The organism is Motilimonas sp. E26 (assembly GCF_021278025.1).
GTDB lineage: Bacteria > Pseudomonadota > Gammaproteobacteria > Enterobacterales > CBDFNC01 > Motilimonas.
Genome location: NZ_JAIBHJ010000028.1, coordinates 12,980 through 38,755, shown reverse-complemented (window position 1 = coordinate 38,755; position 25,776 = coordinate 12,980). Strand labels below are relative to the sequence as shown.

The window sequence follows — 25,776 nt, the reverse complement described above, 5'->3', positions numbered from 1 at the left end:
AAAGCCCCTCCCGGGGGAGAGGCTTGATGTCTTAGTCAGTTAATTATTTAACTGGCTTAAGATTTAGTACGTGAAGTAGACGCTCTGGTGTATCAGGCCATACTACTGGACGCGCTTGTGGGTTGCTTTCGTTGAACCAACCAGTGAAACGCTTAGTGTTGTACTGGTAGTTGTAGTTCGTGCTCATAGCAGCCATAGTTGTTTGGTTAGATCCAATTTTCTCTTGGATTTGGTAAACAATTTTTAGCTTCTCGTCTTGGTTGCCAGTTTTGTTGAAGCCATCGATAAGTTTATCTAGCTCTTTATCAACATTGTGGTGACCACCGAAACGTGCTTTGTCCATTTGCTCTGAATGGAAAGCAGTGTTGTAGTACATGTATGGATCTGGACCTGCGAAGTAGTTAGAGAACTGAGCATCGAAGTCAGCAGACATAACTTTTTCGTTTAGGATTGCGAATTCAGGAGTAGAAACGCTAGCGTTGATACCTACTTCTTGAAGACCTTCAACACCGATTTGTACTGTGTTTACAAAGTCAGACCAACCGTTTGGTACTAGGATTTTAAATTCAATCTTAGAACCGTCTTTGTTTTCTACGAAACCGTCGCCATCAACGTCTTTGTAACCAGCTTCTTTAAGAAGCGCTTTAGCACCTTCGATGTTGAATTTGCTGTACTTACCGTACTTAGCCATTACATCTGGGTTAGCCCAAGCTTTGAATTGGTCACCTAGTGCATCTGGGTACTCGTTCACAGACCAGTAGCCGTAACCAGCGATGTCTACGATTGCTTGACGGTCAAGAGCCATAGAGAATGCACGACGGAAGTTTACGTCGTTGAACGCTTTAGCATTGTCTTTGTTTGGCGTTTTGAAGTTAAGCATGAAAGATGCAGAACCCGCAGCAGGGAACCAGTAGTGGTAGTGTTTGTTTTGGCTAACAAGTACACGGTCGATATCTGGAATGAACGCTGAAGTCCAGTCTAGGTCGCCTTTGATTGCTGCAGCAAGTAGCTGGTCGTTGTTAGCAAGCTGTGGCATTTTGATACAGTCAACAGCTAGTTTATCGTTCTCGTAGTAGTTCGGGTTGCGACATTGAACGTAAAGCTGTGGAGTGAAAGTATCAACTTCTGTGAAAGGACCAGTACCTACTGGGTTTTCGTTAGCAAACGTAGCTAGGTCAGCTTGCTTAGAGAAGATGTGCTCAGCAACGATTGGAGCGCGAACGATTTCAGATACAACACCTGTGTTCACTTCAGAAAGAGTTACTGCAACTTTGAAATCGTCAACTTTTTTAACGCCAGAAATTTTAGAGCTAATACCTGCAACGTCAAATGCGCCGCCAGCTGCTGCTAGACCTAGAGAGTAAACTACGTCGTCTGCGTTGAATGCTTGACCGTCAGACCATTTAACGTCTTTTTTCAGTTCAAAGAAAACTGTTTTTAGGTCGTCAGAGAAGTAGTGTTTGTTTGCTAGACGGTACTCAACTGCACCACCTTTGATTTCGTTTACGATTAGTAGTGGCTCGTAAATGAATTGGTTAGTTGTAGCAAGACGTGAAGTAACTGTAAGAGGGTTGAAGTTACGAACCCAAGCTGGCTTCAATTCAGAAACTAGTGTAAGAGTTGCTTTATCAGCAGCCATTGCTGGAGCAGAGATAGCTCCTGCGATCATAGTAGCACCCATTGCTACTGCGGTAGAAATCTTAGTTAACTTAGCAAGCATAACAATTCCTTTTCCATTCCTTGTATATGAGAAGCGAACAAGTCGTAGTCCTTTTGGACTTCCACTTGTCCAACCGCTGGTTTTTTGAGTTCCATTGTTTTATTAACAAATGACTCGATTAATGTTTGTCACCAACGGGCTATATAACACCAATTTCGGCGGCAACACGCAAATGTTTTCGTCGTCGATTTCGTTAAGCGTGAAGCAACTCACGTTAATCCCGTACTTTTTGTAGGTAAATCCATTTAAAACAATTAGATAGGTTTTTTCTTGCTGCAAATAAAGAATGCTTATTTGTCGTTTTTTTGCCCGATAATGAAGTGTTTGTGAGAGCGGTCACATAGAAATGCTGAATCGATGAAGAGGCCGATGGGCTGATAGATAACGAAGTTGTGATCCTGATCTCACCTAGGGGCGGCTGAGATCAGGAGGGAAGGTTTTTAGCTCTCCGATTTATTGACTTGAGTACGCAGCGCCACTTTAGCTTGCTCTAGTTTTTCACGATCTGGATCACTTAATTTACAGTGTGATAATACGTACTCAGCAGTGCTCAACACAGTACGCCAGCGCGGTGATTTGGGCAATGTATCAATTTGTAAGTACTTATCTAAGGTGCGTGTTTGCAGTGAGCTACGGTCTAAATAAACACGCCATAGTTTACTTTTTTCGGCGAGTTCTATTTTTCCCTCACCTGTTGAACCTTGCCAAAGCTCAAGAGCGGTTTTCATGGTTTCAACGATCTGGTTACGCAACCCATCTCCATCATGATCGACACTGAGTTTATCGGCGAGTAAAGAAAAGTCAGGCCCTAACGCGCGTAGTTCGTTGATTAATTGCTGGTCTGTCGTCAATACGTACTTGGATAACGAAGTAATGGCGCTGGTAAGCGCTTGTACTTTTTCATTGCTATGACGCCCCGTTAAGCTTTGGCTGTTCTCTGGCATACAATGAAAGATGAGGCTCCAGCCCCGTTTTTGACCAAAGGTTGCAGGCGAAATTGTCACCTTCTCGACAAACGGCCCTTTAGCTCTTTTACATGCTAACTCAAACTCTTGGGTTTCCGTTTCAGGATCATGATTGGCTTCTAATTGTGCCTTAAAAGGGGCCATCAGGACTCTGTCTATATGGGTATTGAGCAGCAGTTCACGTTCAAGATCGAATAAGCTTTCAGCCCCAGTACTAACAAAATCAATGATCCCTTCGCTGCTTATTCCCAGTAAGGCTTCATCAGCTTGCTCTAGCATAGTGAGCAGCTTAGTTTGCGTATTTTGCAGCCCTTGTTGAGTCTCAATATGTTGTGAAATTTCTTGTTTCAGCAGCGTGTTCTCAATGCGATGATCGTTAGCCAACTTTGCTTGTATATGTGCATTAATACGCGCATATAATTCATCTTTACAAAATGGTTTTACTAAATAATCGTTCGCTCCCGCCTCAAAGCCTTCTAACAGGTCTTTGGGTTGATTGAGGGCAGTTAAAAAGATCACTGGCAGGGTTAAGCGATCGAATTTTTCTCGTACCTTTTGACAAAGTTCAAAGCCAGTCATGGTTGGCATCATCACGTCTATTAGCAATAAATCAGGCTGTTCAACGTCAAGTACAGCAAGGGCTTCTTGGCCATCTTGACAGCAGTACACTTGATAACCCTGTAAACTCAACAGGTTTTGCATGATTTGTAAGTTAATGACTTCATCATCGACTACTAAAATAGTGTTCGCTTGATCAGAAACTTCCTGAGGTACAACTGGCTTTTCAACGAAATTATTAATCTTTAAATCAACTGGCTCATCGAGTAGTAAATGATGTTGTGGGTTATCGCTTACCACTAATGGCGAGATGTCTTGGTTTTCATGTATCGGCAGCGTAAAACTGAACACCGAACCTAAATCAGGTTTACTGGTGACGGTGAGCTCGCCTTGCATCAAACTGACTAGCTGTTTACTGACAGATAAACCTAAACCATAGCCCGCTTTAGCATGATTACGGCTGTTACGAATTTGCACCAATGGCTCAAAAATATGTTTTAACTGAGCTTCATTCATGCCGATGCCAGTATCGGTGATGGTAATGCGCAGTTCATGTTCGTAAGTTTCAACCCCCAGCACTACCTTGCCTTCAGGGGTGTACTTAATTGCATTACCGATCAGATTATAAAGCACTTGTTCTAGGCGTAACTCATCCGCATACACCACTGGGAGGTCGTCTGGGCATTGATTGATCAAACGCAGCGGTTTATTGCCCGTTAAGTGGTGGCACAATTCAAATACTAGGTTTATTACGGATTTCAAATCAATGGCTTGCATTTTAATTGGCAGCTGGCCGTAACGCATTTTGTGGTAATCAAGTAAGTCATTAACTAAGCGTGCTAAGCCTTCACTGCTGCGAATGATGAGTGATAGCTGCTGTCTTTGTGATTCGCTGAGCTCTCCCGCGCTACCAGCTATCATGGATTCAGCCATACCGACGATGCCGTGAATTGGCGTTCTTAGTTCATGGGAGGTGTTAGCAAGAAACTCATCTTTTAATTTGTCGGCTTGTTGCAGCTCTTCATTTTGCTTTTGAATTAATTCAACTTGGCTTTCCAGCTCTTGTTTTTGCAGGTTAATTAGCTGCAGTTTTTCTCGTACGGAATACTGCATATGAGCAAAACTATGGGCTAATCGGCAAATCTCATCGCCTTCTGGGTTAGCACCGCGGATGGGTTTTTCTAAGTCGCCAGCTGCCACTAATTCTGCTGACCAAGTTAGATTCAACAAAGGCGCAGTAATGGTGTTAGATAGCCAACGAGAAAACATGATAAACAGCAATACCGAGAAAAACGCAAATGACAATACTAATTTTTCTAGTTGGCGAGTGAGGGCAAAAGCTTCATCGACGGATATTTCGGAGATCAGCGCCCAAGGCTGATCGAAGACGTTTAATCTAGTGTAGGCTGCCAATACTTCTTCTTGACGATAACTGCCAAATCGACCGGCACCGCTTTTTCCATTAAGCGCATCGGATACGGGGGGGGACGACATTGTATATTGGCTATTGGTAAAGCTATTGAACACTGAATATTCAGGTGTTAAAGACAGGTCAGAGCGGAGTTTGTTATCAGAGCCCACTATAAAGGTTTCGCCTGTTTTACCCAACCCTTCGCGATCACTCATTAAGGCATTGAGGCCTTTATTTGATATTTCAAAAATAATTACGCCGCGTACATAAGAATGTTGCATGATCGGTAAACTAAGGTAAGCCACAACCTCGTTAGTCAGTGGATTTAGGGCAAAATCAGAGAAATGGTAAAGTTCGGAAGGGTTTTTAACCTGATCCATCTGTATTTTTAATTTCTGAAATGAGTCCGCTAATGAAGTCGTTTTATATTGACCGTTAATGAGGTTTGTACCCCAGTTGGCTTGTTTTGTGACGGAATAAACCACGTTACCTGTTTCGTCAACGAGTAAAATATCGGAGAAATCAGACTCTCGCACTAATTTGGCATATTCTTTGTGATAACGCAGGTGAACCCTTTTGTACAAGCCATCGCCTTGTTCAATGGATTTAAACTTCTCTTGTTGTTCACTGTCTTGCTCTGGCGCTTTATACTTGTCCCAACCCCCTGGCTCGTATAGTTGTTGCGCTGTTACACGAGCGCTTTCAATGGTTGGGCCTAAACGTTCAAAGGCGGCGCTAAAACCATAAAATCGACCGATGGAAGCTTTAGCAAAATCGGATTGAGAAAATAGACTGGCTTGTTGTTTTAGTTCTCTGAAATAGTCTCTAACTTGGCTTTTTTTAATTTCCCGAACTGACACTAAATGGCTGGTAGTTTGTAAAGTAAGGTCTTTTGAATAGGAATATAAGAACAATATTGAGATTGTAGAAAACGGCACAATACTCAGCATTAAAAATGCCAACATAAGCTTAGAGCGTAATCCAGTTAACTTTCTTTTTTCAACCATGAGGTGTTTATATTCTCCGAGGTGCCGATATAATTCGGTAAATCACGTCCTTAAATCCTTGGACATCTTATAGTCTCTCAGAAAGAAGGCCTAGTTTTCAATCTACACAACGAGACTTACAATCACAAAATTATAAAATTATCTCGGGGTTTAGTATGAATCACTATCGAACACTTTTAACACTCACCTTAGTGATTGTTTTGTATTTAACCTGGAATACTATTTGGGTGTTGCCGCTGAAAATTTTGGTTGTCTATTTTCACGAATTTAGTCATGCCTTGATGACCTGGCTTACTGGCGGTCGTGTCATTAGTTTTGTTGTTTCAGCGGATCAATCGGGTCATGTTATTTCTGCAGGGGGAAGCCGATTTCTTATTTTATCGGCAGGCTATTTGGGATCGATTCTATGTGGAGCACTCTTATACCGCTTTAGCCATGTTAATAATTTGCTTTGGTTACTCGTGGCATGTTTTGTGTTAATTGGTGTGTTTTTCTTTGGTTCAATGTTTACCTTGTTATTTAGCCTAGGTGGAGCATTAGTACTTGGCCTTACTCGTTATTACCTTAGCTTGTTTTGGCAGCAAACACTGTTGCAATTGATTGGTTTAGCCAGTCTTTGCTATGTGCCATTTGACGTCTACCAAGACACTATTGCCAATGCACATCAACGTTCAGATGCGGCCATGTTAGCCGAAGAGTTTTTTGGTTTTACTTGGCTTTGGGGTGGATTATGGTGCGCATTAAGTGTGGTCGTGTTTTGTTGGGCGTTATTTAAATCGAATAGCCGAGCTGCTACTGACAAGGCGTAACTGGTCATACCCAATCAACTTGAAGATGCCTGTTTCAGCGCCCCTTTGTGTTTTCAATACTAGGGTCGCTAATGCAGGAATGTCGGCACCTTTTTAAATTAGCGTAACAATGTAGTGAAAACGCGGTGATAGGGTATAACAACGTTATTCGAGCATTCATTGATCTAAATCCACTGTATATTTTGGGTTGTCTGCGCTATTTCACAGTATTTTTCCTTTTAAATGCCAAAGTAATTATCTCTTACTTTTAAATCAGCCCATTGGTTGGTTTGGCAGGATCAAGGAACGATGAAACAATATTTTAAGTATTTATTTCCTATTCTTATTCCCGGGATAATTTTATCTCTGCCGCTTAGCTGGTTTCCGATTGAGAACATCACCTTGGCTGAGCAGCGGATTATCGCGATATTTGTGCTGGCTGCCTTGTGTTGGGTATTGGAGCCTATTCCTATTTACGCGACATCAGTGCTGATTATTGTCCTTGAACTGCTGTTCGTGTCAGATAAAGGGCTGTGGTTTACTCAGCAAGCATCACCCGATTTAGGGATACTGCTCAGCTACAAAGACATCATGGCCACTTTCGCATCGCCAATCATTATGCTGTTTCTAGGTGGTTTTTTTCTGGCGATGGCGGCGACTAAATACCGGCTTGATGTGAACTTGGCGCGGGTATTACTGAAACCCTTTGGCCAACAACCTAAATACGTGATGTTAGGCCTCATGATGATTACCGCCGTCTTTTCGATGTTTATGAGTAATACCGCGACCACTGCGATGATGTTAGCCATATTAACACCGGTATTGGCCGTTTTTGCCAAAGATGACTTAGGTAAGGTGGGCTTTGCCTTGGCCATTCCTGTGGCAGCTAATGTTGGGGGCATCGGCACTCCCATTGGCACCCCGCCAAATGCGATAGCTTTGAAATATCTAGTGGGCGATAAGCTGATTACCTTTGGTGAGTGGATGGCGTTTGGTGTGCCTTTTGTGATTATTTTATTGGCTGTGTCTTGGTTTATGCTAAGTCGGCTATTTCCCGCTGATACCGATAAAATAGAGCTGACTATTAAGGGACGCTTTTTAAAAACACCGCAAGCCATTGTTGTTTATTGTACTTTTACTTTAACCATTTTACTTTGGTTAATGGGCGGTATTCATGGCATGAATGCTTATGTGGTGGCGTTGCTCCCTGTGGCGGTGTTTTCAGTGACAAAAATCATCACTAAGGAAGATTTAAAAAAGATTTCTTGGGACGTGCTTTGGTTAGTGTCCGGAGGTATTGCTCTAGGGCTAGGGCTTGAAAAAACCGGCTTGGCGGCCAATGCAGTCGCGGCCATTCCATTTGGTGACTATTCACCGTTAGTGATTATTGTTGGGTCATCGGTGTTGTGTTTGTTAATGGCTAACTTTATGTCTCATACCGCTACCGCTAACTTGTTAATGCCGATTGTTGCCGCTTTGGGACTCTCAATGCATTCGTTGCTACCCTACGGCGGTCAAGTTGCGCTTATTTTATGCGTAACCTTTGCTGCTTCTCTGGGAATGTCTTTACCGATTAGCACACCGCCTAATGCATTGGCTCACGCTTCAGGTCATATCAATACTAAGCAAATGGCAAAAGTGGGGGCCAGTATTGGTGTTATAGGGCTATTGATGACCTTTGCAATGGTGTATTTATTAACGGTTATTGGGTTTATTTAACATGCACAGCGACCCTTCACCCGAGATTGCCGCAACCATATCGCGGTTACAACGCTGTTATTTTAATCAGCCTGGGCGACAAATTCGGCTAAACAAAGGCGAGATGTTACTCGAGCAAGGGCAGGCGAATGAAAAACTGTTTCTATTACTGTCTGGACAATTAACGGCTTATTATCAAGTCGAGCCCGATGGCGAGTTTTTTGAATTAAATCAATCCAATCCACCGTCTTTTACTGGTGTGCATAGTTATTTCTCTGGCTCTTATTGTGCTCGGTTTCGTGTCGTGGCGAGTAAAGATAGTGAACTTGCCTATATTGATACTCACGTTGAGGTTAAGCAAGAAGCTGAGTTTGGCCCCTTAGCGCAGCAATTTATGCCAGTAATTGTAAATGAGCTTTCTCAGCGGCAAATTCTAGCAATACATGCACAAGTTGAGCACAATTTGGCGCAGCAACGCGCCATGCAAGCAGAAAAAATGTCGACCATCGGTCAGTTGGCGTCAGGGTTGTCCCATGAACTTAATAATGCATTGGGAGCCATTTCAGGAAAAAGTGCTTATTTTGAGCGCTTTATGGATCGGCACTTTGAGCAACATTTTCCCACTCAGCACCATTATTTTCGTGCCGGCCTTGATAGTAAGCAGGGACTTGATAGCAAGCTAGTGCGCGCGCGCGGTAAAGTTTTTGAACAAACCTTAGGTGTTGAGCGCGATCAAGGTAAAGCCCTAGCTCGTATTTTTACCCACCCTGATGAGGTAGTTGCACTTGGCAAAAGCTTTTTAAAGCGCTTAGATGAGTTTGCTGATTATTGGCAACTTGGTCGTGATTTTAAGGAGTTAAAGCAGGCCGTTAATCATGCCACGGGGATCATTAAGTCGGTTCGTTTACTTGGGGCTGGAGACACGGAGCGTAAATACGGCGTAGACATTAATGACACCATAAACTGTGCCTTAGACCTAATGAGCAGCCATTGCCGCTCAGTTGATATTCGTATTCAAGCCGGCCAGTTACCTTTATTGTGCGCCAGCCATGCCGAGTGGGTGCAAGTGTGGGTTAGCTTGATTAAAAATGCGTATGAAGCGCTTTTGAGTCAGCCTAACTCCGCGCCAATGATCCGTATTAAAACGCTGTTATCTGGTCACTTCATACAAGTATCAATAGAAGATAATGGCCCCGGAATTGCGCCTAACTTGATGAAGTCTATCTTCCAGCCAGACATGACCACCAAAAAAGGTGGACTCTCATTTGGTCTTGGCTTGGGGTTGTCGATTTCACAACGAATTATTAGTAGTTATCAAGGAGAGCTGGAAGTAGCCAGTCAGCCTGGACTGACCTGCTTTAGGGTTTTCTTACCAATAGAGGTGAATAATGGAAACAATTAACATTATTTGTGTTGATGACCAACGCGAAGTGCTTTCTGCTGTGGTACGAGACTTAGCGCCACTGGCAGACCATTTTAATATTGAAGAGTGTGAGTCGGCAGCTGAATGTGAAGAGCTGATGGATGAGCTTGACGCTGATGGGGAACATGTTGCGTTGGTGATATCTGATCATGTGATGCCCCTTAAAACCGGGGTGCAACTGTTAACGGAGATTGCGGATGATCCGCGCTTTAGAGAGGTGAAGAAAATCTTACTAACAGGCCTTGCAACTCATGCTGATACCATTAAAGCCGTTAATCAGGCACATATTGATCACTACCTAGAAAAGGCGTGGGATGGCGAAGAATTATTGCACATTAGTAAGCAGCTGTTGACCGAATATATAGTTAGCCAAGGACTGGATTATCAAAGCCGGTTAGCAGTATTAGACGCGCCAACCCTTTACAAACTAATCCAATGAGCAAAAGGGAGTCTAGGGGTAAATAACGCAGATAGGACAGTGTTGTGACGCTAATAAAACCTAGCGCCACAACAAAACAAAATATCATTCATAAGTTGGGTAGTAATAACGCATAGAGGCAAAAGCTGCATTTTTGTCTTTGGTTGCTATGCCAACATCGGCTAAAGCTTCATCATAATGCATGCCGCCATCACCGCTGATTTCAACTTTTTTTCCTCTTAGTGCACCTAAAATATCACCAGATCCTGTGGCTTTAACATTTGCAAGTGGCGCATAAACAGAGGCGTACATGTCCGTAGCACCATCTAGTGAGACGCCATAATCATTGGCACGGCTGCTCTCATAGGATGAAAAAATTGAGAAAGGTGGTTTGCCTGAGTCAGTAATACTGCCATGGGCAACAACTTGCCCTGATGATCCGATATCAACTTTTCCCTCAATATAAAGGGTGAGTGAGCTGCCCGCGGCAATATCAATTCTAGGGCCGCCGCCACTGGTACTAAAATCGCCTTTTATCACCAGCACAACATCGCCCGTTACACTTATTTGACCATTTTTTAGGGATAAACTATCAAACACATGGACCGGAATGGGGGTTCCGTTACCTTCGACATCTAAGTTTTGTGCCGCTTTTTCTATTACCTCACCACTATTGCCCTGTTTTTGAAACATTTCGGCAGTGCTTTGGGTAAATTGATAGGGGCGATTTTCAGTTTGCCAAGCAGAAGTATCCATCACGCCATTACTAGTATAGTCTGAAAACCCCGTCATTTTGCTTGTAATATCAAGAGGATCGCAAGCCGGTGCGTCAAAAGGGGGTAAGTTTGGATCGGCTTTGATAACCGATTGTGCGATGGATGAGAGATCGCCTTTGGTTAAATCATTACCGCCATAAGTTAGGCTGCCTTGAATATCAGTATTAGAATGATACTTAATATCACCTGCAATATTACCATTGCCACCAATGGTGAGTCCCTCGACATCTAAGTTGCCGCCGGCACTAAAATCGCCCGTTAAACGATTGTTACCGCCGCCAGAGACGGTAATATCACCGGTAGCGTTAACATTACCAATTAACTCTGAAGAGCCAGTGCTACTAAAGTCACCATTAACATTTATGTTGCCATGGATGGGAGCATCACCCTTAAGAGAGATATCCGCATTGCTATTAATGGTCATAACACTGGCATTGGTGTCGACATTAGTGCCACCATATTGGCCTTTACCGGAGTGATAACTATCAATTTTGCCGCTACCAGAGAGTGCAATGCCATCGCAGCCAACTACGCCATTTTCGAAAATATTTTGCATTGAAGAAACATTGATTTGCGCATTTAAATATGCCGTTGCACCGCGATAAGTCCCTTTGCTGATAAAGCTCAGCATGGCACCGTTTACCTTGACGTCAGCAGGGAGCAGTTCATAGCTTCCCTCAACCCCAGCGCTAACATCTTTTAGGGTTTTTATTCCTGTCGCAATGGTATCTAAATCAGTATTCAACTCATTTTGTTGCTCAATGTAAGAAAAAGTGGCAAATATGCCTTTCTCCGCCATCATGCGGGCATTGATTTCTTTTTGCTGGTTACCGCCGATTTGTTCTTGTAGGCGGTTTTCTGAAATGCCACCAAAGGCCACAAGGGTTGCGACAATGGTGACGATCAAAACGGTAACAAGCACATAGCCTTGTTCGGCTTTAGACGTATAGTTCATAGTTTACTCCAGCGTTTCTTACGGAGCGGTGATCCGCGCCAGTATTTTTTGCCGCAGTGCTACAGTAAAGGTTAGTCCGTTAGTGCCCATATTTGTGGGCATTCCTGTTACTTTTATCGAAACATTAACTCCTTCCGTTCCGATAGCTTGCAGTTGAAATTTTTCGACATTCAGGGCAATTAATTGATTACCAATGCCATCATCACAGTAAAGACCTTTACCATCGCTATAAAAGCGATCGCTGTTGCCATTACTTCGCGTATTGCCTAAACAACTTAACACTTGGTCGCCGGTATTAATGTCTTGATAAGTAACTAGTAGCTCGCCTTGGCTATTTAAGGTGCTAATGCCGATGCTGTCGCCTTGGCGCACGCTACGTGATATCAAGTTAAATGCGCCGCGCAGTGACTCTTGCGCTTCCGATAGTTGTTTAGCGGTATTTAACGTATTTTTTAATGAGCCATAAACGCTGCTACAGGCCAATACCAGCACCAAACCGAGCAACATCGCAATGAGTAGCTCAATGAGTGTGAATCCTGATGTTGACGTCATTTTCTTCATCGTATGACCTTAGTTACAAACGTCAGGGAAGTTGGCAAGTAGGGTGAGCTTATTGTTATCAGCCTCGGCTATTTTACTGTCTTGCCAATTGAGCTCTATTGTTGTACTCAACGCAAAACTCACGCCGGGTTTGTCGGTTGTAACGCTGTATCCACTTGGTAAACTTTGTTGCCAATTGCTAACTAATGCGGTGTACCGAGCAGGATCCGTTTGTGCATTACATAAATCTAGCCAAATGCTATCGACTAAGTTATTCGCTCGGATAGTCGATACTGTGTATTGAAAACTGGACTGTGCTGATTGCAGCATTTTGATTTCGAGTAAAGCTAGGCCCAACAGAGCAATCACCGCGACCACCGTTGCGATCAACACTTCAAATAAACTAAACCCTTGTTGCTGAGCGATTAATTTCATTAGCTGCACGCTCCTGCTTGCAGTTGGCTTTGGCCACTGGAAAGAACGCATATGTAACGTGTTGACGTCTTATCTTTAATGCTAAAGCTCGTTGCACTATTCAGTGCTCCGGTACCAAGTACTTTCACTGCATTGCCTGTGATCTTGATACTTGAATGAGGAGCACCTGTTTCATGTAGCACCTTATTGTTTAGGTCGAGTACCTGCCAGCCGTTAGCCCAATCGTTATTAATTGGTTTTAGTTGGATCGGTGTGGCAGTTTTTATCGCTTCACTACGGCTGAACCGATAAGCGTTATATAAATTATTGGTCGCGCTGGTAAAACGCTCGGTTGAGATAACACTCTGATAGCTAGGCACTGCCACTAATGCAAGGATCATCACAATGGCAATAGTGACCATTAATTCGATTAGATTGAACCCCAACGTTGCCTGTTGTTTCATCATACCGTCCTTGCTAAATTTAGCGCCAACAAGTGGCTTTGGCAGCGCTTAACACTCCAGCTTGATTGATGGTTAAAGTGCCACATTCATCAGCCGACTGGTTGGTGTCCGGGGCAGCTTTTAGGGTGAAAGTGTTATTGGCCGCAGATGCTGTTAGGCTAAAGGTGTAACTGTCTGGTTTGTTAATGCTAGGTACGGCTACAGGGTAAACACCTTGACGTGCATAATTACGCTCAAAAATTTGCGCCATTTCTGTCAGTGCCATTTGTGCATCGACGCGGTTTGATTGCAATACGTGCTTATGATACGAAGGCAGCGCAATTGCTGCCAAAATACCGATAATGGCAACCACAATAAGCACTTCAATGAGGGTGAAGCCATTTCGTTTCATATCAGACCCGTCTCTACTTTCACATTTACTTCTTACTTATAAATAGTATAAGCATTCTTGCACTTTGTTCATCCAATATCATTAGTCTTTGTGATTTATATTTAATACTTACTCATTATTGACTTTTTATTTATGATTATTTTTTATTAAAAACAACTGGTCGGATGAGTTTGGTTTTTATACAATGTAAGAGTCTTTTTAAATCAATAAGGTGCTCGTTTATGTATCAAACTTATGGTGTTGCTAAGCTGTTTGCTCGCCGCGTTGCAGTGGTGATAGGTTTTATTGCTTTGCTACCGGCATTGCCTTTTATTAAACAACCAGGCAAATACAGTAGTGTGCTATTTAAGATGTGGCTGAAAACCAGTGATAAACCTGTTTGGATTGCAGAATCTGAGCAAGTTGGGCGACCGTTTATTTAAGCTTTTGTTTGACCAATGACTGCGCTTTGCTCCCTTTACGTATAAAATAGACGGCTTGTTATTTGATGATGTATTGAGGAGAGACCGCGTGGCTATTAGTTCAACTAAAATGGAAGGGGCGCTCAACCAGTTACTCGCACCGCACAAAATTAAAGACTACTGTCCAAATGGTTTGCAAATTGAAGGCAAATCTCAGATCCAAAAAGTCGTTACTGGTGTTACCGCTTGCCAAGAGCTGATTGATATTGCCATTGCCAAGCAAGCGGATGCTATTTTGGTTCACCATGGCTATTTTTGGAAAGGTGAGCCAGAAGTGTTAAAGGGCATGAAACGCGAGCGCATCGCTGCTCTAATTAAACATGACATTAATCTTTTTGCTTATCATCTTCCCCTCGATGTTCATCCTGAATTAGGTAATAACGCTCAGTTAGCACAGCGCTTAGGGATTAAATTACGTCGTGGTTTAGAGCCTTGGGATCCGCTCAGTGTTGCACAAGTCGGCAAGTTCGCCGAGCCTATTACTCCGCAAGAGCTGAGTCAGCGTTTGAATGTGGCATTAGAGCGTGAGCCGCTGTGGATTGATGGTAACAAACCAGAGATCCGCTCCGTCGCCATTTGTACGGGTGGCGGACAAAACTATATTGATCTTGCTGCCAGCCAAGGTATTGATGCGTTTATTAGTGGCGAGGTATCGGAGCGTACCGTTTATACCGCACGGGAAATGAATATTCATTATTATAGTGCAGGCCACCATGCCACCGAACGTTATGGTGTGCAAGCGGTGGGCGAGTGGCTAGCAGAAAACTATGGCCTCGATGTTGAGTATGTTGAGATCAATAATCCGGTCTAAGGCTCTTTGGCCTATCGTGATGGGATAGCTCAGGCAGCGTGGTTCAAATAAGGTAAAACAGCATCCGCTAATGTGATATTGCTAGCAAAGCAATATTTCCTTTCTTGCCAGCGGGACATTAAATTGCAATGTTAATAAAATGTTAGTTTATTGTTTCAGGTGGGTGAGTGATGGATATGCAAATATTTATCGGCTTTACGTTAACTAGCTTAATGCTGGTGATGATGGCGGTACATCAAGTTTGGCAGTTTGACGTTCAATTCCGATCGCGACCTTCCTTGGTGCGCTTTTGGTTACTTGCTTTGGTCAATTTCATTCGAGTATTAATGTTACAAGAGCCACTAAGCTTTAAAGTGGCTTACCCGAGTTTAGTGAATTGCAACTAAATAGGCTGACCACGTTTTCAATGGCTTTGCTGAGCTTATCGCGATCGTGCCGATGAACAATCTCGGTTTCGGCTAAATCAGCATAAAACATTTGATAATCGGTTAATGGCTCGCTGCCATAAGGCAAAATGACATAATCGATAAATTGCATATCCATTTGCGCTTCACACCAATTAAGTTGTTGATTTAAGCTTAATTGATCTGCGGGGCTTAATTCCGGTACCAAATTCGCGATAAAAATCACTTTTGCTTGGCTTTTTCTCAATGCTGTTTGCAAATCAGGCAGTAATAAAGGCGGCATGATACTGGTTAAGAATGATCCCGGCCCCAGTAAAATCAGTTCAGCCTGCTCAATGGCGGCAATGGCTTCCGGTGTTGCACAAACATTAGGACTAATCGCTAGCTGGCTTGGGAAGCTTTGCATTTGATCAACTAACACTTCACCATGGTAGTTTTTCCCTTGGCTACAAATGGCCATTAGATCTGCGGGCTGTTCCGCCATGGGTAAAATTTGGCTACTTACCTTGAGCATATTAGAGATAAGCTTGATAGCATCAACGGGCCTTATGGATAATTGATCTAAAGCCAATAGCATGAGATTACCCAAGTTATGGCCAGAAAACTCACCCTTACCAGGAAAACGATATTCAAATAACATACTACCAATACTGGGCTCAGGAACTAATTGGTTAATACAATTTCGTAAATCACCCCATGCAATGCAGTCTTCACTTTGCCTGATCCTACCGGTCGACCCACCATTGTCTGTAGTGGTGACAATGCCCGTTAATTTTGGTCCTAAATAGGATAAAGAAGACAGTAATCGACCTAAACCATGGCCACCACCAATGGCGACGACTTGACTAAATTGTTGCAATGAATGTTCCGGCATAAGCACATTTAAACTCCAAATTGAGCAGAAAAATTATCTTATCAACTTTACATATGCAAACTTATTTGCTGCTATTCCTTCGCTACTCGTTTCTATCTGCTGATAAAGGTGAGGTAACTATATGAAATCATTATTTAGTGCTGTATTTCTAAGTACATGACTGCCGCTTCAACTCGTGATTTAGCCTCGCATTTTTTCAATAAGCTTTTTACATGAACCTTTACCGTTCCTTCTGAAATATGTAATTGATCCGCAATTTCTTTGTTACTTTGTCCTTTTGCTATTTGTTGTAGTATTTGTAATTCTCTTTTGGTCAGTGAATCCACCTTGGCTTGGTAGTTGTTGTCTTCTTCTAGGCAACTGAGGTATTCAGTGATCCCTTCACTGAACACTTGCGCACCAGTGGCGGCCAACTTTAATTGAACAAGCAAATCCTCTGGCTCAGTATCCTTCAATAAATAGCCATCGGCACCTTGATTAACCAAGGCAATTACATCTTGTTTGGCATCTGATACTGTAAGTATGATGATCCGAGAGTCGATACCTTCTTCGCGCAGTGCTTTGAGAGTTTCAAGCCCTGACATTCCCTTCATATTAAGATCGAGTAAGATAAGGTCCGGCTCATGTTGTTTTATCATCGCAATTGCTTGGGTGCCATTGCTGGCTTCGCCCGTGACTAGAATGTCAGGATCTAAAGACAACAATTGAACAATGCCCTTACGCATTAAAGGGTGATCGTCAACAACGATAACGGAAAGTTTATTTGCTTCCATATGAGTACTCGGTTTTAGTTATGGGAAAGTGCAATAAAACACAAACGCCCTCTGCTGTATTGGCAATACTGAGTTGACCTTGCAACTTAGTTGCCCGCTCTTTCATTATGTTTAGTCCATAATGATTTTGTTTTTCAGTTACTTCTGGCAATCCGTGTCCATTGTCACAGACTTTTATTAAAATATGGTGGGTATTATCATAAACACAGTTTACAGATATTTGACTCGCATTAGCATGCTTGATGCTATTTAGTACGGCTTCTCGAATGATTTGTAAGATGTGAATGTATTGTCCAGCATTAAGATGGTAATCGTTGATTTCATAACTTAATGAAATCGTAGCAGGCGTTTGCGGTTTGAGTTGCTCGAGCATGGTAGTTAAAGCGGCCGACAGATCAGCCTCGCCGACTTTAAGGCGAAAAGTGCTGAGTAATTCTCGTAGCTGTTTATAGGCGTTGGCAACGCCTAGATCGATTTCATTGGTAATAGTAAGCGCAGCAGTTAAATTAGGCTCTAAGTTAATTTGGCGCTTTAAAAGGGTGCACTGGATCCTTAAAAAAGACAGCGATTGTGCTATTGAGTCGTGCAGCTCTCGAGCAATAACCCCTCTTTCTTCCATTAATGCCATTCGTTGACTTTGCAGCATGATGTCTTGCTGTTTTAATGCTTGCCCGAGTAAAAAAGCAAAGCTTTCAAGTACTATCATATCAACATGAGCATTTTTTTGGACTTGTAACTGCACTGAATTACTTTGGCTTTGTGACGATGGATTAATCTCTAAGCAAGTGACTGCCAAATTGTCATGATCCCAAGCGGAGTTACTATAAAGGGTCCGATAAGCTCCTTGTTTAACAGCAAAGCATAATCGCGCTGATTTGAGCAGTTGTTGGTAAACCAATTGATCCAATACTTGGATAATATCTTTCTCGGTCAGCTCGGCGACATTAAGCTGCTGCGAAATATTGTATAAGAAGCTGACAGTTTGGTTGGCTTTGGCCAGCTCTTGTGTTTTCAGATTAACTTTACCTTCCATCTCTAGGTAGAGTTGTTTTAACTCTTCGGCCATATGGTGGAATGCTTGTGTAAGTGTGCCAATTTCTTGATCTTTTGACTGCGGGAAATTGACATCAAACTGACGGTTTTTAATCTGTTTGGTGGCGGCCATCAGTTGATGTAACGGTTTAACAATACGCTGTCGCATAAAGCCCATTAAGTATGAACATATTAAAAGAATGACGACTAAACCGATACTTTGGGCAATAAAAAGAAAGCGAACTTTATTCTCAGAGTAGTTTTGCAATGTAAGTACAAAGGTATCGATCTGAGCAACAAAGCTGATTAAATTGTCATGGTAGGTTTGTGCTTTATTCGCTTCTAGTAACTGGCGCATTTTTTGCCACTGCAGCACCACTTGATAATAATGATGGGATACTTCATCAGGATAATACCAAGTATTTAAACCAGCGAGAGCAGCGCCAAATAGGGAGGTTTCAAATTCCACTATTTTAGGTTCAATGGTGCTGTGGGGGGTCGTTAGGGCATGAGCGATGCGATAACTTTGCATTCGCAGTGAGCCAGCAACGTTGACCATATTAGCATCTTTCAAATTGGTGCTTTCTACACTCAGGGTTAGCATGGCTTGAAGCAGTGAAAGGCCAAAAATAAAAATTAATGCTTGGCGTAATGTCGACGTTGCAGATTGGTTAAACTGACGAATTTTCATTATCACTTTATGGATAGAAAGTCGGGTGATAAGGCCTATTTTACGCAATTCCTAGTCAGTTTGCTGGGAACTAGCGCCAATATCTGTTATACCCAATTATAAATGAACACCGAGTCTTTTTCGTCTAAGTCGAAGATACGATGATAAGACCGCTTCAGTTATGTACTGAGAAGGGTTAAAGCAGAAATGGTTTAGCCTCCCGAATTTGGAAAGGCGTTTATGTCAAAACTTGTTGATCAATTTCAGCGTAAGTTTGAATACTTGCGGCTGTCGGTTACAGATGTCTGTAATTTTAAATGTACCTATTGCTTGCCCAATGGCTATCACCGTGAGCATAAGAAACAGTTTCTTAGCTTGGTAGAAATTAGCAATTTGGTTCAAGGATTTGCCCAGCTAGGCACCAAGAAAGTGCGGATCACTGGTGGTGAGCCCTCACTGCGTCGTGATTTCGCAGACATTATAGAAACGGTTAAAAATACGCAAGGCATCGAAAAAGTAGCCACCACAACCAATGGCTTTCGTATGGCGAAATCGGTTGCTGATTGGAAAGCTGCGGGTTTAGATGCCATTAATGTCAGTATGGATAGTCTGGATGCCAATATGTTTCATCAAATTACCGGTGAGAATCTACTCACTAGAGTGATGGCCGGTATCGATGCGGCATTTGCAGCGGGTTTTAGCCAAGTTAAAGTCAATACAGTGTTAATGAAAGGGCTAAATGCTCATGAATTAGACACCTTCTTAGCTTGGATCAAGCCGCGAAATATTCAGTTGCGATTTATTGAATTAATGCAGACGGGTGATAATCACGCTTTATTTCAAGCCCATCATATCTCTGGCTCGGTGATCATGAAACAATTAATTAACCAAGGCTGGGTCGAAAAGGTGCGTCAGGCCACTGACGGGCCCGCGCGCGTTTTTTGCCATTCTGATTACAGCGGCGAAATTGGTTTGATCATGCCTTACGAATCGCATTTTTGCGATAGCTGTAATCGTCTAAGAGTGTCATCTTTAGGGCGTTTACATTTGTGTTTATTTGGCGAGCAAGGGACGGAACTCCGCGATTTATTGCAAACAAGTGAGCATAGCGAGGCATTGCAACAAAGGTTAATGGAAGCCCTTAAAACCAAACGAGCCAGCCATTTTCTGCAGCAAGGAGAGCTAGGTGGTACTGTTCATCTTGCCTCAATTGGCGGGTAATGTTGTTTCTAGCCTGAGTCTGTCACTTTTCATTATATGGCCGTATTAAATCAGCAACATATTATATTGTTTAGTATCGCGATATCTTTTTATACCTATTGGTATGCCATCATTAACCTTCAAAATTGTTCCCATTAATGTGAGCTAAGTCGTACTCAGTTATTGATCTAGCACAACTCCACTATCTTTTTACCCCCTGCTAGGTATATCGAGTTAGCCCATCAAGGTCTACATTCATCTTTAATGCTAATTAAACCCTATTTTTTGTCATGTTTTTAGGAGGCGGGTTTAATTGGTTGGATGACCGACGAGATTAACAATGATGGCGAACCAACCAGATCAACTTAAACGACGCTTTTTACGCGGCCAAGGTGCATCACTAACCGAGTTGCCTTGGTTAGATAAAAGTCGGGTATTTATCGATGATTGTACCCGCTGCGGTAAGTGTGTGGATGCTTGCGAAACGAAGGTAATTGTTAAAGGTGATGGCGGGTTTCCAACCATTGATTTCTCTCGTGGTGAATGCACTTTTTGCCAACAGTGCGCCATTGCGTGTCCTGAGCCTTTATTCGATTTATCGCAGCGTTCACCTTGGCAACTCAGCGCCACTATTCAAGAAACTTGTCTTGCTAATCAACAAGTCTACTGCCGCAGTTGCAGCGAGCATTGCGATCAACAAGCCATTAGTTTTAAGCCCGGCCTCAGTGCAACACCTGAAATTGATTTAGCCAATTGTAGTGGCTGTGGCGCTTGTGTTGCGCCTTGTCCTGTCAGTGCGATTACAGTGGCTGAACACATGAAATGAATCAAAAACAACCAGTGAGTAAAGAATACATGCAGCCACAAGAATGCCACATTTCTAGTCTAGTTGTTCACTGTAACCCTGAGCGAGTGGCTCAGGTTGTTGCTGATATTGAACAGCTTAAAGAAGCCGAAATATATGCCCAAGAAGGTGGCAAGCTGGTGGTGGTAATAGAGAGTGTTGGTAAAAACCACATATTAGAAACAGTTGAAAAGTTAAACAACATAGCAGGTGTTATCAACGCCTCTATGGTGTACCACCAATTTGAAAAATTAGATGTGCAATGTGAGGACAACAAACTATGAAACTAACCAGACGCGCGTTTGTAAAAGCTAATGCTGCAGCTTCTGCTGCCGCCGTTGCTGGCATTGCATTACCTGTCTCAGCAACTAATTTGATCGCCAGTAAAGATGCCACCAAAATAAAATGGGAAAAAGCGCCTTGTCGGTTTTGCGGTACAGGCTGCAGTGTCATGGTGGGGACCCAAGAGGGGCGAGTCGTAGCAACTCAAGGAGACCCAGACTCTGAAGTTAACAAAGGACTAAACTGTATTAAAGGCTATTTTTTATCCAAGATAATGTACGGTAATGACCGATTAACAACGCCACTGTTGCGGATGAAAGCGGGAAAATACCACAAAAATGGGGATTTTACGCCTGTTAGTTGGGATCAGGCTTTTGATGTCATGGCGGACAAGTTCAAACAAGCAATTAAAGATAAGGGGCCAACATCTGTGGGGATGTTTGGCTCTGGTCAATGGACGGTTTGGGAAGGTTACGCCGCCGCGAAATTAATGAAAGCGGGCTTTTTGTCCAACAATATCGATCCCAACGCACGCCACTGCATGGCCTCCGCTGTGGTCGGTTTTATGCGCACTTTTGGCATTGATGAACCCATGGGCTGTTATGATGATTTAGAGGCGGCCGACACGTTTGTATTGTGGGGCTCTAATATGGCGGAGATGCATCCCATCTTATGGTCGCGCCTAACCGACCGCCGATTAGCCAATCCTCACGTTAAAGTCCATGTATTGTCCACTTTTCAACACCGTAGTTTTGAACTGGCTGATAACGGTATGGTTTTTACTCCTCAGTCTGATCTCGCAATTCTCAATTATATTGCTAACTACATCATTCAAAAAGATAAAGTAAATTGGGATTTTGTAAATAAACACACGGTATTTAAGCGCGGCACCACCGATATAGGCTATGGTTTACGGCCCGAACACCCTTTGCAGCAAGCCGCGAAAAATCCAGACAGTGGTGCCATGTCTGACATGACATTTGAAGAATACAAACGCTTTTTGTCCGAATATACCCTAGAAAAGGCGGTGGAACTTTCTGGCGTACCCGCTGAAAAGCTAGAAGCTTTGGCACAATCCTATGCTGACCCAAATCAAAAAGTAACTTCATTTTGGACCATGGGTTTTAACCAGCACACGCGTGGTGTTTGGGCGAATAACTCGGTCTATAACATACATTTATTGACAGGTAAGATTTCAGAGCCGGGCAACAGTCCATTCTCACTAACGGGTCAACCTTCTGCCTGTGGCACTGCGCGTGAGGTTGGCACGTTTGCACATCGTTTGCCGGCTGATTTAGTTGTTACTAACCCTAAGCATCGTGCCACTGCGGAAAAAATTTGGAAACTGCCTGAAGGCACCATTCCTGCGCAACCTGGCTATCACGCGGTGCTGCAAAATCGCATGTTAAAAGACGGTAAGTTAAATGCTTATTGGGTGATGTGTAATAACAATATGCAGGCCGCGCCTAACATGAATGAAGAAGGGTTGCCCGGCTATCGAAATCCAGAAAATTTTATTGTTTGCAGCGACCCTTATCCAACGGTTACCGCGCAAGCCTCTGATCTGATTTTGCCTACGGCGATGTGGGTCGAAAAAGAAGGAGCCTACGGCAATGCTGAGCGTCGTACCCAGTTTTGGCATCAACAGGTGGAGGCTCCGGGCGACGCTAAATCGGATCTGTGGCAATTAATGGAGTTTTCTAAACGTTTTAAAGTGGAAGAAGTGTGGCCGCAAGCGTTGATTGCAAAGCAGCCGGAACTGCGAGGTAAGACCTTATACGATATTTTATATCGTAACGGCAATGTTGATAAATTTGGTTTAGATGAAGTGCCAGAAGCACGTTTAAACGACGAAGCTCGCCATTTTGGTTTCTATGTCCAAAAAGGATTGTTTGAAGAATATGCAGCGTTTGGTCGAGGTCATGGTCATGATTTAGCGCCATTTGATATGTATCACCAAGCTCATGGTTTACGCTGGCCCGTGGTGGATGGCAAAGAAACCTTGTGGCGTTACCGTGAAGGTTATGACCCTTATGTCGGCAAAGGTAAGGGGGTTGATTTTTACGGTAAACCTGATGGTAAGGCGTTTATTATTGCCACGCCATTTGAGCCAGCTGCGGAAGCGCCAGATCAAGAGTTTGACCTATGGTTAAGCACAGGTCGTGTATTAGAGCATTGGCATTCAGGCTCAATGACACGTCGCGTACCTGAGTTGTATCGCGCCTTTCCTGATGCGGTGATCTTTATGCATCCCAACGATGCAGAAAAACGCAATTTACGTCGTGGTGATGAAATTATAGTGAGTTCGCGCCGCGGTGAATTGCGCTCTCGTGTGGAAACCCGCGGCCGTAATCGCCCACCCGAAGGCTTAGTCTTCATGCCTTGGTTTGATGCCAAGCAGTTGACTAATAAATTAACGCTAGACGCCACCGATCCGTTATCAAAAGAGACGGATTATAAAAAGTGCGCGGTCAAAATTGTTAAAGCCTAATCAAGCTTAAGGTGGAGAGTAAAATATGAGAAAACAAACAATAGCGGCATTATGTATTATTGGCGCCAGTGCTTTGTTAAGTGCAACGGCCTTAGTTAGCGCTGAAACTGACGCTCAACAAGCCGAAACTGTAGTAACCAATAATGGTGGTATCACTTCGTTACGAGGCAACGTTGAGCTCAACACGCAACAGCAGCCAGAAGAATTAAAGAAAGTTATTACCGATCGTGACCCGATTAGTCGTCAATATGTGCACCAGCCGCCTGTGATCCCACATTCAATTCGACACTACGAAGTCGACCTTAATGCCAATAAGTGCCTGTCCTGCCATAGCTGGAAAAATGCACCTGAGTCGGGTGCAACCAAAATCAGCCCGACCCATTTTGAAACGCGGGAAGGGATGACCTTGTCTGATGTATCACCAAGGCGGTATTTCTGTTTGCAATGTCATGTGCCACAAGCCGATGCCAAGCCTTTGGTTAAAAATAATTTTAAACCTGTGGATGCCCTTAAATAGTGGTCAATCATTACAACGTTGATAGGGGGTATTATGTTTAAAAAATTAATGGCATGGTTAAGTCATATCTGGTTGCTGATGCGCTCGCCTAGTTCGGCATCATTAGGCTTCATTCTCTTTTTAGGTTTTTTTGGCGGTATCATTTTTTGGGGCGGCTTCAATACTGGGATGGAAGCGACGAATACCGAAGCATTTTGTTCTAGCTGTCACGCACCGATTGTTGAAGAGATTAAAGAGACAATTCACTATTCAAACCGCTCTGGTGTACGGGCTATTTGCTCTGATTGTCACGTACCGCATAATTGGACAGATAAGATGATCCGTAAGGTTCAAGCCAGTAAAGAGCTGGTGGCTTTTGCCATGGGCACTATTGATACGCCAGAGAAGTTCTATCAACGTCGTCGTCATTTGGCCGATCGTGAATGGGCCCGAATGAAAAAGAACAACTCGCAGGAGTGTCGTAATTGCCATGAATTTGCCTTTATGGATTTTTCAGAGCAAGGTCAGCGGAGCGTGAAAATGCACTCAACAGCCCTTGCTAATGGCGATAAAACCTGTATCGATTGTCATAAAGGTATCGCTCATAAATTACCCGATATGACAGGTGTAGAGGGTTGGCATTAACGGCTTAGCTTTTTATTTTATAAAACTAAGAGGTTAACTATGCAGTGGCCATGTTCAGACATCAGCGTGATCATTCTCGCGGGAGGTTGCTCAAGTCGTATGGGGCAAGATAAAGCCCTACTGATGCGAGAGGGTAAAACCCAGCTGCAGCACTGTGTTGAGTTAGTCCAACATATGGGATTTAGAGAAGTAAAAGTTAGCGGTCAATATCAGGGGGTTTCGTGCTTACCTGATTTGCACCCAAATACAGGCCCTTTAGCTGGTATTGAATCGGCGTTTAAATATGCAGCAGCTGCTAATGGCGCCTTACTCATTTTTCCTGTTGATATGCCTTTACTTTCTAAAGCTGAGATTCTCGCCCTTGTTGAGGGCTCGGATCAGCACGGAGCTTACTATAGTGATGCCTTATTTCCATTGCTATTACCATTGAATCAAGCGCTAGAAGATTGTTTGGGAGAAATGTTTAATCAAGACGACCCTAAAAAGCGCTCTTTATATCAATTGCTTAAACGCGTAAACTGCAAAAAGATAACGCCAAACCCGCAACAAAGAGAGCGGTTAGGAAATGCAAATACGCCGACGCAATGGCGACAACTTACACAATCCAGTGAACCGTTTACCTAGCCTCAACGCGGAGCCTTATCGGTAGGCATGGTCTGTATTCTTATCCCGTTTTGATTGAAGTAAACCACACTTATAGAGTTCTTAATTGAGGGCATTAAGCCCTGTTTATCAAGGAAAATTACATGGGTCACGCAGAAAAAACCTTTGAAGCTGCCAATATTGCAGTACTTACCGTGTCTGATACTCGCACCGAAGAAAATGATACTTCTGGGGCTTACTTAGTTGATGCATTAAAAACGGCAGGTCATAACTTGATGGCGAAAGAAATTGTCATTGATGATAAATATAAAATTCGCGCGGTGGTGTCTGAGTGGATTGCAGATGAAGCGATCAGTGTTATTTTGATCACTGGTGGCACTGGTTTTACTGCACGCGATACCACACCAGAAGCCGTGTCCATCTTGTTCGATAAGCAAATTGAAGGTTTCGGCGAGTTATTTCGTCATGTGTCCTTTGAAGAAATTGGCACTTCCACCATACAAAGTCGTGCTCTGGGTGGTTTTGCTAATCGCACTGTTATTTTCTGCATGCCGGGCTCGACTAATGCCTGTAAGACCGCTTGGACCAAAATTCTTGCCTCGCAGTTAGACTCACGCTCTAAGCCGTGTAATTTCATGCCCCATATTGGCGTTTAGTGTCGT

The 25,776-nt window shown here is 43.2% G+C and carries 25 protein-coding genes and 1 riboswitch; of the genes, 15 read left to right on the top strand and 10 right to left on the bottom strand.

Features of this window, described 5'->3' with window-relative positions; genetic code table 11:
* Positions 1–43: 43 nt before the first annotated feature.
* The gene (locus K1M91_RS17955; protein WP_232803635.1) at positions 44–1,669 is read right to left on the bottom strand and encodes an ABC transporter substrate-binding protein; all 1,626 of its coding nucleotides are present in this window, start codon (positions 1,667–1,669) and stop codon (positions 44–46) included.
* 491 nt (positions 1,670–2,160) lie between these two features.
* Positions 2,161–5,604, bottom strand: a complete 3,444-nt coding sequence (locus K1M91_RS17950; protein WP_232803634.1) for a response regulator — start codon at positions 5,602–5,604, stop codon at positions 2,161–2,163.
* Between the two features lie 212 nt (positions 5,605–5,816).
* On the opposite strand from K1M91_RS17950, the gene K1M91_RS17945 reads away from it, so the two are divergent.
* The 4 genes from K1M91_RS17945 (at position 5,817) to K1M91_RS17930 (ending at position 10,009) form a co-directional block, all read left to right on the top strand.
* Positions 5,817–6,470: a M50 family metallopeptidase gene (locus tag K1M91_RS17945; RefSeq protein ID WP_232803633.1), complete on the top strand. Its 654-nt coding sequence runs from the start codon at positions 5,817–5,819 to the stop codon at positions 6,468–6,470.
* Positions 6,471–6,758: 288 nt separating this feature from the next.
* Entirely contained in the window at positions 6,759–8,168 is a 1,410-nt protein-coding gene (locus tag K1M91_RS17940; RefSeq protein ID WP_232803632.1) for an SLC13 family permease, read from the top strand.
* A 1-nt stretch (position 8,169) separates the two neighbouring features.
* A complete protein-coding gene (locus K1M91_RS17935) occupies positions 8,170–9,549 on the top strand; it encodes an ATP-binding protein (RefSeq protein WP_232803631.1) in 1,380 nt (459 codons plus the stop codon).
* Complete coding sequence (locus K1M91_RS17930) at positions 9,536–10,009, top strand: response regulator (protein ID WP_232803630.1); 474 nt, start codon at positions 9,536–9,538, stop codon at positions 10,007–10,009. The genes K1M91_RS17935 and K1M91_RS17930 overlap by 14 nt, the downstream gene beginning before the upstream one ends.
* An 84-nt stretch (positions 10,010–10,093) precedes the next feature.
* Here the strand turns inward: K1M91_RS17930 and K1M91_RS17925 are convergent, their stop codons facing one another.
* Genes K1M91_RS17925 through K1M91_RS17900 form a run of 5 tightly spaced genes read right to left on the bottom strand, consistent with a single transcriptional unit; the run spans position 10,094 to position 13,528 of the window.
* Entirely contained in the window at positions 10,094–11,719 is a 1,626-nt protein-coding gene (locus K1M91_RS17925; RefSeq protein WP_232803629.1) for a polymer-forming cytoskeletal protein, read from the bottom strand.
* An 18-nt stretch (positions 11,720–11,737) separates the two neighbouring features.
* Positions 11,738–12,280 carry a prepilin-type N-terminal cleavage/methylation domain-containing protein gene (locus K1M91_RS17920; RefSeq protein WP_232803628.1) on the bottom strand — a complete coding sequence of 181 codons (543 nt, stop codon included), beginning with the start codon at positions 12,278–12,280 and terminating at the stop codon, positions 11,738–11,740.
* Between the two features lie 9 nt (positions 12,281–12,289).
* Positions 12,290–12,694, bottom strand: a complete 405-nt coding sequence (locus K1M91_RS17915; RefSeq protein ID WP_232803627.1) for a prepilin-type N-terminal cleavage/methylation domain-containing protein — start codon at positions 12,692–12,694, stop codon at positions 12,290–12,292.
* The gene (locus tag K1M91_RS21455) at positions 12,694–13,140 is read right to left on the bottom strand and encodes a GspH/FimT family pseudopilin (protein ID WP_282561181.1); all 447 of its coding nucleotides are present in this window, start codon (positions 13,138–13,140) and stop codon (positions 12,694–12,696) included. Before K1M91_RS21455 ends, K1M91_RS17915 begins: the two co-directional genes overlap by 1 nt.
* Positions 13,141–13,156: 16 nt before the next feature.
* Entirely contained in the window at positions 13,157–13,528 is a 372-nt protein-coding gene (locus K1M91_RS17900) for a type IV pilin protein (RefSeq protein WP_232803626.1), read from the bottom strand.
* A gap of 221 nt (positions 13,529–13,749) precedes the next feature.
* Between K1M91_RS17900 and K1M91_RS17895 the strand changes: the two genes are divergently transcribed.
* The 3 genes from K1M91_RS17895 (at position 13,750) to K1M91_RS17885 (ending at position 15,186) form a co-directional block, all read left to right on the top strand.
* On the top strand, positions 13,750–13,950 hold the full coding sequence (locus K1M91_RS17895; RefSeq protein WP_232803625.1) for a DUF2517 family protein: 201 nt from the start codon (positions 13,750–13,752) through the stop codon (positions 13,948–13,950).
* Between the two features lie 94 nt (positions 13,951–14,044).
* Positions 14,045–14,800 (top strand): Nif3-like dinuclear metal center hexameric protein, encoded by a 756-nt coding sequence (locus K1M91_RS17890; RefSeq protein WP_232803648.1) that lies wholly within the window; start codon positions 14,045–14,047, stop codon positions 14,798–14,800.
* Between the two features lie 170 nt (positions 14,801–14,970).
* Complete coding sequence (locus K1M91_RS17885) at positions 14,971–15,186, top strand: hypothetical protein (protein ID WP_232803624.1); 216 nt, start codon at positions 14,971–14,973, stop codon at positions 15,184–15,186.
* Here K1M91_RS17885 and yvcK read toward each other — a convergent pair.
* The 3 genes from yvcK to narQ all read right to left on the bottom strand — a co-directional run bounded on the left by yvcK (position 15,149) and on the right by narQ (position 18,574).
* Positions 15,149–16,078: a uridine diphosphate-N-acetylglucosamine-binding protein YvcK gene (gene yvcK / locus K1M91_RS17880; protein WP_232803647.1), complete on the bottom strand. Its 930-nt coding sequence runs from the start codon at positions 16,076–16,078 to the stop codon at positions 15,149–15,151. The two genes, K1M91_RS17885 and yvcK, sit on opposite strands and share 38 nt — an antisense overlap.
* Before the next feature lie 134 nt (positions 16,079–16,212).
* Positions 16,213–16,851: a two-component system response regulator NarL gene (narL, locus tag K1M91_RS17875; RefSeq protein ID WP_232803623.1), complete on the bottom strand. Its 639-nt coding sequence runs from the start codon at positions 16,849–16,851 to the stop codon at positions 16,213–16,215.
* Entirely contained in the window at positions 16,838–18,574 is a 1,737-nt protein-coding gene (gene narQ, locus K1M91_RS17870; RefSeq protein WP_232803622.1) for a nitrate/nitrite two-component system sensor histidine kinase NarQ, read from the bottom strand. The genes narL and narQ overlap by 14 nt, the downstream gene beginning before the upstream one ends.
* Before the next feature lie 95 nt (positions 18,575–18,669).
* A riboswitch (molybdenum cofactor riboswitch) is annotated at positions 18,670–18,806 on the top strand.
* Between narQ and moaA the strand changes: the two genes are divergently transcribed.
* The 8 genes from moaA (at position 18,794) to moaB (ending at position 25,770) form a co-directional block, all read left to right on the top strand.
* Positions 18,794–19,774: a GTP 3',8-cyclase MoaA gene (gene moaA, locus K1M91_RS17865; protein ID WP_232803621.1), complete on the top strand. Its 981-nt coding sequence runs from the start codon at positions 18,794–18,796 to the stop codon at positions 19,772–19,774. Its footprint overlaps the riboswitch before it by 13 nt.
* A gap of 319 nt (positions 19,775–20,093) precedes the next feature.
* Positions 20,094–20,579, top strand: a complete 486-nt coding sequence (gene napF / locus K1M91_RS17860) for a ferredoxin-type protein NapF (protein ID WP_232803620.1) — start codon at positions 20,094–20,096, stop codon at positions 20,577–20,579.
* Positions 20,576–20,881, top strand: coding sequence for a chaperone NapD (locus tag K1M91_RS17855; RefSeq protein WP_232803619.1), 306 nt, complete (start codon positions 20,576–20,578; stop codon positions 20,879–20,881). Before napF ends, K1M91_RS17855 begins: the two co-directional genes overlap by 4 nt.
* Positions 20,878–23,370: a nitrate reductase catalytic subunit NapA gene (gene napA / locus K1M91_RS17850; protein WP_232803618.1), complete on the top strand. Its 2,493-nt coding sequence runs from the start codon at positions 20,878–20,880 to the stop codon at positions 23,368–23,370. The genes K1M91_RS17855 and napA overlap by 4 nt, the downstream gene beginning before the upstream one ends.
* Positions 23,371–23,395: 25 nt before the next feature.
* Positions 23,396–23,887, top strand: a complete 492-nt coding sequence (locus K1M91_RS17845) for a nitrate reductase cytochrome c-type subunit (RefSeq protein ID WP_232803617.1) — start codon at positions 23,396–23,398, stop codon at positions 23,885–23,887.
* A gap of 48 nt (positions 23,888–23,935) precedes the next feature.
* Entirely contained in the window at positions 23,936–24,511 is a 576-nt protein-coding gene (locus tag K1M91_RS17840; protein ID WP_232803646.1) for a NapC/NirT family cytochrome c, read from the top strand.
* 39 nt (positions 24,512–24,550) lie between these two features.
* A complete protein-coding gene (locus K1M91_RS17835) occupies positions 24,551–25,135 on the top strand; it encodes a molybdenum cofactor guanylyltransferase (protein WP_232803616.1) in 585 nt (194 codons plus the stop codon).
* Between the two features lie 122 nt (positions 25,136–25,257).
* Entirely contained in the window at positions 25,258–25,770 is a 513-nt protein-coding gene (gene moaB / locus K1M91_RS17830; RefSeq protein ID WP_232803615.1) for a molybdenum cofactor biosynthesis protein B, read from the top strand.
* Positions 25,771–25,776: the final 6 nt, after the last annotated feature.